Annotated in this window: 12 protein-coding genes; 7 read left to right on the plus strand and 5 right to left on the minus strand. The window is 37.0% G+C overall.

Features of this window, described 5'->3' with window-relative positions; all coding sequences use genetic code 11:
- Positions 1 to 139: 139 nt before the first annotated feature.
- From ABXH06_RS16370 to lolB, 4 genes are all read right to left on the minus strand, one after another.
- The gene (locus ABXH06_RS16370; protein WP_353518894.1) at positions 140 to 991 is read right to left on the minus strand and encodes a substrate-binding periplasmic protein; all 852 of its coding nucleotides are present in this window, start codon (positions 989 to 991) and stop codon (positions 140 to 142) included.
- Positions 992 to 1109: 118 nt separating this feature from the next.
- Positions 1110 to 2057, minus strand: coding sequence for a ribose-phosphate pyrophosphokinase (locus ABXH06_RS16375; RefSeq protein WP_311576288.1), 948 nt, complete (start codon positions 2055 to 2057; stop codon positions 1110 to 1112).
- Positions 2058 to 2172: 115 nt separating this feature from the next.
- Positions 2173 to 3072: a 4-(cytidine 5'-diphospho)-2-C-methyl-D-erythritol kinase gene (gene ispE / locus ABXH06_RS16380; protein WP_311576285.1), complete on the minus strand. Its 900-nt coding sequence runs from the start codon at positions 3070 to 3072 to the stop codon at positions 2173 to 2175.
- A 2-nt stretch (positions 3073 to 3074) separates the two neighbouring features.
- Positions 3075 to 3743, minus strand: coding sequence for a lipoprotein insertase outer membrane protein LolB (lolB, locus tag ABXH06_RS16385; RefSeq protein ID WP_311576282.1), 669 nt, complete (start codon positions 3741 to 3743; stop codon positions 3075 to 3077).
- Between the two features lie 163 nt (positions 3744 to 3906).
- Between lolB and hemA the strand changes: the two genes are divergently transcribed.
- From hemA to kdsA, 7 genes are all read left to right on the plus strand, one after another.
- Positions 3907 to 5169 (plus strand): glutamyl-tRNA reductase, encoded by a 1263-nt coding sequence (gene hemA, locus ABXH06_RS16390; protein ID WP_353518895.1) that lies wholly within the window; start codon positions 3907 to 3909, stop codon positions 5167 to 5169.
- 139 nt (positions 5170 to 5308) lie between these two features.
- Positions 5309 to 6397 (plus strand): peptide chain release factor 1, encoded by a 1089-nt coding sequence (gene prfA / locus ABXH06_RS16395; protein WP_311576276.1) that lies wholly within the window; start codon positions 5309 to 5311, stop codon positions 6395 to 6397.
- A 19-nt stretch (positions 6398 to 6416) separates the two neighbouring features.
- Positions 6417 to 7280, plus strand: a complete 864-nt coding sequence (gene prmC / locus ABXH06_RS16400) for a peptide chain release factor N(5)-glutamine methyltransferase (RefSeq protein ID WP_353518925.1) — start codon at positions 6417 to 6419, stop codon at positions 7278 to 7280.
- A gap of 34 nt (positions 7281 to 7314) precedes the next feature.
- Entirely contained in the window at positions 7315 to 7677 is a 363-nt protein-coding gene (locus tag ABXH06_RS16405; protein ID WP_311576273.1) for a SirB2 family protein, read from the plus strand.
- 113 nt (positions 7678 to 7790) lie between these two features.
- A complete protein-coding gene (locus ABXH06_RS16410; RefSeq protein ID WP_353518896.1) occupies positions 7791 to 8576 on the plus strand; it encodes a tetratricopeptide repeat protein in 786 nt (261 codons plus the stop codon).
- Positions 8577 to 8685: 109 nt separating this feature from the next.
- Positions 8686 to 9960, plus strand: coding sequence for a DUF819 family protein (locus ABXH06_RS16415; protein WP_311576267.1), 1275 nt, complete (start codon positions 8686 to 8688; stop codon positions 9958 to 9960).
- A gap of 32 nt (positions 9961 to 9992) precedes the next feature.
- Positions 9993 to 10835 carry a 3-deoxy-8-phosphooctulonate synthase gene (gene kdsA / locus ABXH06_RS16420; RefSeq protein ID WP_353518897.1) on the plus strand — a complete coding sequence of 281 codons (843 nt, stop codon included), beginning with the start codon at positions 9993 to 9995 and terminating at the stop codon, positions 10833 to 10835.
- Between the two features lie 217 nt (positions 10836 to 11052).
- Here kdsA and ABXH06_RS16425 read toward each other — a convergent pair whose 3' ends face one another.
- Positions 11053 to 11340, minus strand: a complete 288-nt coding sequence (locus ABXH06_RS16425) for a hypothetical protein (protein ID WP_311576262.1) — start codon at positions 11338 to 11340, stop codon at positions 11053 to 11055.
- Between the last annotated feature and the right edge of the window lie 78 nt (positions 11341 to 11418).

Genomic DNA, 11418 nt, shown 5'->3' on the forward strand with positions numbered 1-11418 from the left:
AAAAGGCGCGGCATAATAACATTTGATGGCTGGAAAACCAAACGTTTACTGTAATTAATCGTTGATTACTTTTAAAATGCTATTTCCTGAGTTCTATGGGCATATTTACCCAAAGTAAAAGGTAAGAGCTTCATCTGTTTTAATCTATAAAAGGATTTTTTTTCAGTGGGTTAATTGGCTGGTAAAGACTTTTTGACGGCGAGCGTGCAAGTTGTGATATTAATCCATATTTTTCGCTGATTGTTTGATATTCTCCTGACTCTTTTAAAGCTTTAATACAAGCATCAAATTTTGTTAGAAACATTTTCGGATTGGTTATGTGTTTACTGGCTTTAGATACCGTGACGTAATAGGCTTTTTGTTTTAAAACAAAGTCATGAATATGTATCTGGTTTTCAATGTTTAATTGTTTTGCCCGCCATAATAATGTTTCTATCGAGTTAGGAAGTATTTGAAATCTTTGTTGACTAGCGGTGAGTTGTCTAAGCATAGCATCAATACTATAACCAACTGTGACTTGATTGAGCGCTTTTTTTTCTTCAATTATTTTCATCAGTTCTTGTGTGTGAGCTAAGCCTGCTAAATGTCCCAGTTGATATTGCTTTATGTCATCTAATTTATTGATAGTGATATTGTCTTGGCTATTGGATGCGAAGCCATATTGAGAAAAGAAAATAGGCTCAGCACCATAGACAACAAAGTCTTCTCTACTTTTTTGGTAAGAATAGACACTGATATCAAGTTCACCTGATGTCATATTTTGATGCGTTCTTTTAATGGGAAGATTTTTGTATTGCCACTGATAACCTTGTTCACTCAAACAATAATTAATAATTTCTTTGCCAATACCAATAGTGTTAGCTTTTATTTCTTGGAAGAAAAAGGGCGGCCAATTAATATCATTTATGAACAGTGATTTTTGAATAGATGCAAACGTATTTATTGAAAACAATAGAAAAATAAATGTAACTGTTTTATTAAATACCTTCATCGACGCCTAAGCTGATGCTGTGGGACATATTTTAAGTGTAGACAAAAAAATAAAATATTTCTCTCATAAAAAAAGCACCCTGAGGTGCTTTTTAAAATCTCTCGAATTGTCTGTGAAATTAACTATCAAACATCGCAGAAATTGATTCTTCATTACAAACACGACGAATCGCTTCAGATAACATACCGCTTAACGTTAATTGGCGTACATTACCAAGCTTTTTAATTGCTGGTGATAATGGGATAGAGTCAGTAACAATAACTTCATCTATTACTGAATTTTTAAGGTTTTCAGCAGCATTGCCAGATAATACAGGGTGAGTAGCGTAAGCAAATACACGTTTTGCTCCATGATCTTTTAACGCTTCTGCTGCTTTCGCTAATGTGCCGCCAGTATCGATCATATCGTCAACGATAATACAATCGCGTCCAGCAACATCACCAATAATATGCATGACTTGAGCAACATTCGCTTTAGGGCGACGTTTATCAATAATAGCTAAGTCAGCATCATCTAATAATTTAGCGACTGCTCGCGCACGTACTACACCACCAATATCAGGAGAAACAACGACAGGATTTTCTAAATTCTTGTCTTTCATGTCTTCTAATAGAATTGGCGTACCGAATACATTATCAACCGGCACATCGAAGAAACCTTGAATTTGCTCTGCGTGTAAATCAACCGTTAAAACACGGTCAACACCAACACTCGATAAGAAGTCAGCGACAACTTTAGCGGTAATAGGTACACGAGCACTTCGTACACGACGGTCTTGACGAGCGTAACCGAAGTAAGGCATAACAGCGGTAATACGGCCAGCTGATGCACGACGAAGCGCGTCAATCATTACGATAAGTTCCATTAAATTATCGTTGGTTGGAGCGCACGTTGATTGAATGATAAAAACGTCAGCACCGCGAACATTTTCAGTAATTTCAACGCTAATTTCGCCATCACTAAAACTACCAACTTTGGCCTCTCCTGGTGTAATGTAGAGACGATTAGCAATTTGTTTGGCCAATTCAGGGGTGGCATTACCCGCAAAGATCTTCATGTCAGGCACTAGCAGTTCCTCAGAAACTTTTGACATTATAAGTAGAATGCTGAATAAAACATGTTGTTAATATCAGCACATTATTTTAAAAAAGCCAACTTTTCAGGCTTTTTTTTCAAAAAAATTAAGTACAAATCTCAGACTCTAATTGCTGTAAAACACTATGTAGAGGTGAAGTATTAATACCTTTAGTAACAAATGAAGTCATGGTATTAGGAAGTAATTTTTGTACTCGTTTAGCTTCTTCTTCAGAATCAAAGCGAGAGAAAATACAAGCGCCTGTACCTGTCATTCGAGACGGCGCGTATTCTATCAACCAAGCAAGCAACTTGGCAACCTCAGGATAGTGATTTATTACTAAATTTTGACAATCATTATGATAGCCATTGATGTATGTTTTATCATCAAATGCGTTGTTATCAAGTTTTCTAGTATTGCGAGTGAGTGCTTTTGCCGTGAATACTTGTTGGGTCGAAATACTACATTGAGGTTTAGTGATTAAATAGATAGATTCATCAGGATAAACAGGCGACAACTTTTCGCCGATACCTTGAGCAAATGCAGCAAAACCATGAATAAAGATTGGTACATCCGCACCTAGTTGTAACCCTAATTCGGCAAGTTGTTGATAAGAGAGTTTACATTGCCATAACACATTTAATGCTAATAATACGGTTGCAGCATTGGACGAACCACCACCTAAACCACCGCCCATAGGTAACAATTTATTTATTTTTATTTCAGCGCCGTATGGTGATTGTGTTTCTGCTTGCAGTAATTTGGCTGCTTTGACAATTAAATTATCGTCATTTGGAACACCGTCAATCGGTGTTAATAAGGTAATGGTTGAGGTGGTTGTCGGCTTAATCGCAATATTGTCGGCCAAAGTTAAAAACTGAAAAACGGTTTCCAGTTCATGATAACCATCGGTTCTTCGGCCGACGATATGTAGAAATAAATTTAATTTAGCGGGTGATGGAAATGGGTAAAATGGAGAGTCAGTTGCAGGTAAACTAACAGGCATAGTTATAGCTTCCAATGATTGATGATTATTTTAATGGTTAAGTCATTTTGTTTAATTGATATCTGATGAGCGAGTTGAACATCATCGACGGTTTGATACTTTTTATAGCTTATCCGCCATGTGTTTCCTTGATAATAGCTGGTAAGTGTATTGGGTAATTGTGATTGTTTATCATAGGTGATTGTATCCGCAGCAGAATAAATTTGACCTTTTAACCAATAATGTAAAGCTTTTGTAGGCAGTAATAAACCGGTCAGAGAATATATTAATTGTTCTAAGTTATCACTTTGATAGCTTTCTCCATCTACTTTTACACTGTGCTTGCCATTATCAGTGTTAAGCGTTAATACATTAATCCCTAAGTACGTGGTGAGCTTAAGAGTTTGTTGCGCATTATTTTGGTTGTATTGCCAAAACAATGAAGCACTTTCTCGTTTTTGCTTTTGGAGAAAGGCAATTTTACCTTTAATTTGCCATTGTTGAATACGCGTAATTTTTTCAAAACGTGCTGCTTTTGATTGATTAACTGCTGGTTGTGATTGCTCTATAGTTTTATTCGTGGCACAACCCATTAGAAGAAATAATAGACATAGCAGCGTGATGATGTGTTTGGTCATGAACATTATTTTAACGGTACTTTCAGTTTTATCGAGGTGATTGCTTTCAATCACCGCCAATCTTTCGTAAAATTAACACAATAGTTTGTGTTAGATCAGGTTGCACTTAATAAGCTGCTGGCATAATACCTTATTATCATAGATATTTAATTTAATTCTTAATAAATAAAAGTAAGTTTTTACTAGATTACTTTCAAGTAGGTTTAATAGTTAACGTATGTCCATAGTTGCCGTTGGTATCAATCATAAAACCGCACCCGTCGCTATCAGGGAGAAAATCTCTTTTAATCCTGATAAGTTGTCAGTCGCGTTGCAAGAGATGCTTTCACAAGTGCAATGTAAAGAGGCGGCGATATTATCTACATGTAATCGAACTGAATTATATTTAGTTGCCGCCGACAAATACGATATTACCCAAGAAAAAGTTATTGCTTGGCTGGAACATCATCATAATATACCTGCTTCTACTATTATCCCAAGTTTGTATTGGCACAGTGACCAAAAAGCGGTAAACCATATGATGCGAGTTGCCTGTGGACTTGATTCACTTGTTTTAGGTGAACCACAAATTTTAGGGCAAATGAAGCAAGCCTATAGCCAAGCGAAAGCCGCAGGGTCGATGGCATTAGTGATGGACCGTTTATTTCAACGTACCTTTGGCGTTGCTAAACAAGTGCGAACAGAAACTGAAATTGGTTCAAGTGCTGTGTCTGTTGCTTTTGCAGCGGTTAATTTAGCGAAGCATATTTTTGCAAGTTTAGAAAAAGCAAAAGTATTACTCGTGGGCGCGGGCGAAACCATCGAATTAGTGGCGAAACATCTTTATGAAAATAAAGTTGGCCATATCACGGTAGCAAATAGAACGCTAAATCGAGCAGAAGATATGGCGAAACAAGTAGGTGCTGATGTGATCACTTTGGCGCAAATCCCGCAACATATGGCGGATGCTGATATCGTGATTAGTTCCACAGGCAGTACTTTACCTTTAATTGGCAAAGGTATGGTTGAACAAGCCTTGGCGAAACGTAAACATCGTCCTGTGTTTATGGTCGACTTAGCCGTACCTCGTGATATTGAAGAGCAAGTCTCTGATTTAGAAGATGTCTTTTTATATACTGTCGATGATTTACAAAGTATTATTGCGCAAAATATGGAAAATCGCCGTAAAGCTGCGATTGAAGCCGAAGCAATTGTTAATCATCAAACCAGTGGCTTTATGTCTTGGTTAAGAGGCTTAAATACACAAGATACTGTCGTCAGTTATCGTAAGCAATGTTTGTCTGAGCGAGATATTTTACTTGAAAAAGCGCTAATACAATTACAAGGTAATAAAGCGCCTGAAGCTGTCGTCGCGGAGCTAGCAACAAAATTAACCAATAAATTAATGCATGCCCCAACCAATGCCATTCAAACAGCAGCCCAAGGGGGCGAATTAGATAAAATAGTTTATTTAAGAGACGTTTTACAAATAGATAAGTAGCAATTATTGAAAGTCGTTGTTGAAATCTTTACACTGCCCGCAATCTAAAATAAATCATTCTTGTTAACTCTTATCGATTACTATCAGTTATACTTTCGAATGGAATTTCACTCATTTATAGCAAATAAAAGAATATTTAATGAATAAATCAGTTTATCAAAAGCTTGAAGGTTTAGTTGAACGTTTTGAAGAAGTTCAAGCCTTGTTATCAGATCCCGATACTATCGCTAACCAAGAAAAATTTTTAGCGCTTTCTAAGGAATTTAAACGCTTAGAAGAAGTAACAAGTGTTTTTAATCAGTATCAAGAAGCAGAAAATGATTTTGCCACGGCAGAAGAAATGCTAAAAGATGACGATCCTGATATGCGTGAAATGGCACAAGAAGAGTTTAAAGAAGCTAAAAAGGCCGTTGAAGAAATTTCAGATCAATTACAAATTCTTTTATTGCCTCGAGATCCAAATGATGACAATAACTGTTTCGTTGAAATACGTGCTGGAGCAGGTGGTGACGAAGCGGCTATCTTTACGGGTGATTTATATCGTATGTATACCCGTTATTGTGAAAAACAAGGCTGGAAAATTGAGGTGATGAACCTTAGCGAAAGTGAGCAGGGCGGTTTTAAAGAAGTTATTTTTAAGATCAACGGTGAAGGTGTTTACGGTCAAATGAAATTTGAATCGGGTGGCCACCGTGTACAACGTGTACCAGAAACTGAATCTCAAGGTCGTGTTCATACTTCAGCTTGTACTGTGGTTGTCATGCCTGAAATTCCTGAATCTGAAGCGATTGAAATTAATAAAGCTGACTTAAAAGTAGATACTTTCCGAGCTTCAGGTGCTGGTGGACAGCATGTTAATAAAACCGATTCAGCAATTCGTATCACGCATATTCCAACGGGTGTGGTGGTTGAGTGTCAAGATCAGCGTTCACAACATAAAAACCGTGCACAAGCGATGTCGGTTTTACAAGCCCGTTTACAACAAGCGGAAGATGAAAAACGCCGTAGTGAAGAAGAATCTTCTCGCCGAAATTTAGTGGCAAGTGGAGATCGTTCAGAACGAATTCGCACTTATAATTATCCGCAAGGTCGTATGACAGATCACCGTATTAACTTAACCTTATACCGCTTAAATGAAGTAGTAGAAGGTAATTTACAACTGGTTTTAGAGCCAATCTTACAAGAAAATCAGGCGGATTTATTAGCGGCGCTTGCAGAACAAAATTAATTTAATTAATTTTATCGATATGCCTTTTTCTGCTTCCGACTCTATTTCTTTATTAGTAAAGAATGGCGCACAAGTATTAGCGCCATTGTCTGATAGTGCCAAACTCGATGTCAGATTGTTGATAAGTCATGTTATTAATAAACCATTAAGTTATTTGTTGACTTGGCCTGATAAACAGTTATCGCTGCAAGAATTTCAACAATTCGTCACTTTATTCGAACAGCGAAGAGCAGGCAAACCAATTGCATATATTCTTGGCTATAAAGAATTTTGGTCACTCAAATTTCAGGTTGCTCCATCAACACTTATTCCTCGACCTGATACCGAAGTTTTAGTGGAAACTGTATTAAATAATCATACGGATCCAATGCTTCATTGCTTAGATTTAGGCACAGGAACAGGAGCTATCGCACTTGCTTTAGCGTCTGAGCGTGAAAATTGGCAAATTGATGCGGTAGATTTTCAAAATGAAGCGGTAGCGTTAGCAAAATCAAACGCACAACATTTGGGGTTATCTAGGGTTAAAATCTATCAAAGTGATTGGTTTTCTAATATAACCCATGAAAAAAGATTTGACCTGATTGTGAGTAATCCTCCTTATATTGATGAATTAGATGAACATCTTGCGCAAGGTGATGTAAGATTTGAGCCGAAAAGTGCGCTTGTTGCTGAAGATCAAGGTTTTGCTGATATTGAACATATTATCAAAAATTCAATCGCTTTTTTAAACGATAATGCATACCTGTATTTTGAGCACGGTTTTAAACAAGCGAAGAAAATACATGAATTATTTTTGCAAAATGGTTTTAGTGAAATAGAAACGGTAAAAGATTATAACGGTAATGAACGTGTGACATACGCATGTTATAAGTCCCATCAATAATTATATAAACAAGAAGAATAACAAAGGATAAAACATGAAACATTTACATATGACGATTGCGTTAATTAGCGTGCTGTTATTTACATTACGCTTTTATTGGACTTTGGCTGACTCTGCGCAGTTAAATAAAAAGTGGGTGAAAATAGCGCCGCACATTATTGATACTCTGTTATTAGGTTTAGGCGTTGCGATGATGATAAAATTAGCGTTAAACCCATTTGAGCAACTATGGCTTGGCGAAAAATTAATTGCGGTACTTGCTTACATTTTTACCGGCTATTACACGTTAAAACTTGCTAGAAATAGAATGATGCAAGTTATTGGCTACTTAGGCGCAATGGGTTGGATTTTATTAGTCGCAAGACTTGCTATGTCAAAAGAAACGGTATTTTTCTAAATTACTTTTTGAGGCCGTTTTAATACCATCTGACTTTAAAAATGATTTTTACCCCATATCTTAGAAGAAACAAAGTAATAAGGTTTTAGTTGTTATAAATGAATGATTTGTTGATGTCTGAGCTCAACTCAGAACAAAGAAATTTATTATCGTCATTTGCCTTGGTTGAAGAATATATTTTTTCTGAAACACCAAGCTTTGAGAAAATGTTACATGAGGTTATTGAAGCTTGTCGTTTGGCGATTATTGATATTGAAGAGCCGATGGAAAAAGCGGAGTGTTTAATCAATGAGCTTTATGTTAGCCAACTTTTTCTTGATAACGAACGAAATATTTGGCCGGTTGTTGCTCAAAAGATTTCATCAGCCGTTGAATATAAGTTGATGGCTCCTGTCCTTAAAGCCGCTATCGTTCAAGCGATTGTTAATGCGTGTGATATGGAGGCAGAAATTGTCTTTGTGCCAGAGAAAGTGATGGTTCGTATAATTTGTGATGACATTTATTCTATTATTTTTGAGCCTGTCAGTGGCGAATCATTAAATTGGCAACAGTTAGATGATCGTTTAGGTGAATTGGATGGGGATCCAACTCAAACCTTTTTAGCGCCAATGGAAGTAAAGAGTATTTTAGTCGAGTATTTGACTTCACTAAAAAACTCATTAATTAGAGAAGTGCAATTTGATAAAGCGTTAAAGTGCGTAGATTTGTTGCTAGCACTTAGACCTGATGATCCTTTTGAGCGAAGAGATAGAGGTTTTTTACTTCATCAATTAGATTGTTTTAAAGTGGCGTATGATGATTACCAATTTTTTGTCAAAGAGTGCCCGCAAGATCCGGCGGCTCAATTATTGAAATTACAGTTAGATAAAATTACGATTTCAGATACCGTGTTACACTAATGATGTCTGTCATAAGAGAAGGTTAAATAATTAACGAGTTATTGTTCAAAATAAAAAATATAATTAAAACAATCATATAAAAATTAGACAAACAATTTTGGGAGAAAGTATGTTTGCGTTATCGTCTACACCTGAAGTGGTTGAACACACCCCACTTTTAACCAATGATGCCACCGTGCTCGGTATTATCACTATTATGCTTGGACTGGTATTCTATACCGCTCACAGTAAGTCACCCTTTTGGAAAAACTTTTATCGTTTTGTGCCTGCCGTTTTATTATGTTATTTCCTTCCTTCACTATTAAATACCTTTGGCATTATTGATGGAGAGTCATCTCAACTTTATTATGTAGCCTCACGATACTTACTACCGGCTTGTTTAGTATTATTAACTATTAGCGTTGATTTAAAAGCGATTGCCAGATTAGGTAATAAAGCCGTCATACTTTTTTTAACCGGTACGATAGGGATTGTTATTGGCGGGCCAATAGCTTTATTAATTGTCTCAAGTATTGCTCCTGAATTATTAGGTGTTTCAGGTCCAGAAGCCGTATGGCGTGGAATGACAACCGTAGCTGGAAGTTGGATAGGTGGTAGTGCAAACCAAGCCGCCATGAAAGAAATTTATGGTGCAGGGGATCAAATTTTCTCTGCCATGGTAACGGTTGACGTCATTGTTGCTAATTTATGGATGGCGGTGTTACTTGTTATGTCGGCAAATGCCAGCAATATCGATAAAAAAACCGGTGCTGACACTAGTGCGATTGTTGATTTAAAAGAAAAAGTTGAACAGTTTCATGCTAAACATGGTCGAATTGCGACGCTTTCAGATATCATGATTATTGTTGCTGTTGGTCTAGGTGTCACTGGTTTTGCACATTTATTTGCCGATAATATTACGCCATATTTTATTGAAAACTTTCCAGGCTTAGCTAAATTTAGTTTTCATAGTAAGTTTTTTTGGATGATAGTTTTTGCCAGTACTGTCGGTATTGCATTGTCATTTACCAAAGCTCGTGAACTTGAAGGAGTAGGTGCTTCTAAAGTTGGTTCGGCATTTTTATATATTCTTATTGCCACTATTGGTATGAAAATGGATGTAACTATGATCCTTGATGCTCCGATTTATTTCATCATTGGGGCTATTTGGATGGTTATTCATGCTTCGTTGATGTTGATCGTCGCTAAGGTAATTAAAGCGCCTTTATTTTACATGGCGGTAGGCAGCCAAGCTAATGTTGGCGGTGCGGCCTCTGCTCCAATTGTTGCTTCTGCCTTTCATCCCTCTTTAGCGCCAGTAGGGGTTTTATTGGCCGTATTAGGCTATACCATAGGAACATATATGGCATGGTTGTGTGGTCAAATTTTGCAGGCCATTGGCTAAAAAATTAATAGAAATAATAGTTAGGAACAAAAATGAGTATTTCTCAGATTAAACTTGATGATATTACAATAGGTAATGATCAGCCTTTTACACTTTTTGGTGGCATGAATGTTCTAGAATCCCGTGATTTAGCGATGAAAATTGCTGAACATTATGTTGAAGTCACTGAGAAATTAAACATCCCATATGTTTTTAAAGCCTCTTTTGACAAGGCAAATCGATCTTCGGTGCATTCATACCGAGGACCAGGCTTAGATGAAGGTTTAAAGATTTTTGAAGAAATCAAATCAACCTTTAATGTTCCGGTCATTACAGATGTTCACGAACCGTATCAAGCTCAGCCCGTTGCTGATGTTGTTGATGTGATTCAGTTGCCGGCATTTCTTGCACGTCAAACGGATCTCGTTGTTGCGATGGCAAAAACCAATGCCATTATTAACGTGAAAAAGCCGCAGTTTTTAGCAGCTCATGAAATGCGTCATATTATTAACAAGTTCGGCGAAGCTGGAAATGATAAAATTATTTTATGTGAACGAGGCAGCTGTTTTGGTTACAACAACTTAGTGGTAGATATGTTAGCCATGGAAGAAATGAAGTCGTATGCACCCGTCATTTTTGATGCTACTCATGCCTTGCAAAAGCCTGGCGGCCGAGCAGATTCTGCTGATGGACGTCGAGCTCAAGCTGCGCAATTAGCAAGAAGTGGAATGGCATTAGGCATTGCTGGCTTGTTTATTGAAGCGCATCCTGATCCTACTGTTGCCAAATGTGATGGCCCTTGTGCATTACCTTTAGATAAATTATTGCCGTATTTAGAACAGATGAAAGCGGTGGACGATCTGGTTAAAAGCTTTCCTGTTTTGATCACTCAATAGTGTTTTATTAAAAGCGTATAGGCAAAGAAAAAGGGTGCATAAGCACCCTTAAATATTTATGCGCGAGCATTTTTTTAACCGCAAAAGATTACTAAGCCATCAAACTAAAGAACCTCATGTGGTTTATCACGTCAATCGCCCTAGAGAAGCTTTTAACGCTTAACTAAGGTTAAATTCAGTTGGGAATGAATTTAAACCTAAAACTGTTAATCTGGCTTTATTCAGCCGCTAAAGAAAGCTTAGTTGTGTAGCCTTTAGTATTGCTGTCAGACTTTGCCTGAGTAATCAATAACTTTTGATTATTAACGGTATCATTCACGAACGTAATTTTTAATTGTTCCATAGATTGAACAAGGTTTAACTCCACAGTATTGATCAATTCTGCAGCATTAATTGGTTGTGCTTTCACTAATTCAGTTGTGGTTACGTTGGTTGTGTTGGCATTTGCAACTGTGGTTGCTAATGCTAGGGTTAAAACGGTAGAGAGTTGTGTAAGTAATTTCATTGTAGTCACCTGTATAAAACGTCAAATATCCATATAGATGTTTTAGGACCTTTTCTCTCGTGGTCTAATGTTTTCTTT

The organism is Thalassotalea sp. SU-HH00458, from assembly GCF_040362795.1.
GTDB classification, from domain to species: Bacteria; Pseudomonadota; Gammaproteobacteria; order Enterobacterales; family Alteromonadaceae; genus Thalassotalea_H; species Thalassotalea_H castellviae.

Bases quoted from the DNA above. Each gene is read 5' to 3' on its own strand.
- prmC (WP_353518925.1), top strand. From the start codon at position 6,417: ATGCCTTTTTCTGCTTCCGACTCTATTTCTTTATTAGTAAAGAATGGC.
- hemA (WP_353518895.1), top strand. From the start codon at position 3,907: ATGTCCATAGTTGCCGTTGGTATCAATCATAAAACCGCACCCGTCGCT.
- kdsA (WP_353518897.1), top strand. From the start codon at position 9,993: ATGAGTATTTCTCAGATTAAACTTGATGATATTACAATAGGTAATGAT.
- ABXH06_RS16425 (WP_311576262.1), bottom strand. From the start codon at position 11,340: ATGAAATTACTTACACAACTCTCTACCGTTTTAACCCTAGCATTAGCA.
- ABXH06_RS16405 (WP_311576273.1), top strand. From the start codon at position 7,315: ATGAAACATTTACATATGACGATTGCGTTAATTAGCGTGCTGTTATTT.
- ABXH06_RS16370 (WP_353518894.1), bottom strand. From the start codon at position 991: ATGAAGGTATTTAATAAAACAGTTACATTTATTTTTCTATTGTTTTCA.
- ABXH06_RS16410 (WP_353518896.1), top strand. From the start codon at position 7,791: ATGTCTGAGCTCAACTCAGAACAAAGAAATTTATTATCGTCATTTGCC.
- ABXH06_RS16415 (WP_311576267.1), top strand. From the start codon at position 8,686: ATGTTTGCGTTATCGTCTACACCTGAAGTGGTTGAACACACCCCACTT.
- prfA (WP_311576276.1), top strand. From the start codon at position 5,309: ATGAATAAATCAGTTTATCAAAAGCTTGAAGGTTTAGTTGAACGTTTT.
- ispE (WP_311576285.1), bottom strand. From the start codon at position 3,072: ATGCCTGTTAGTTTACCTGCAACTGACTCTCCATTTTACCCATTTCCA.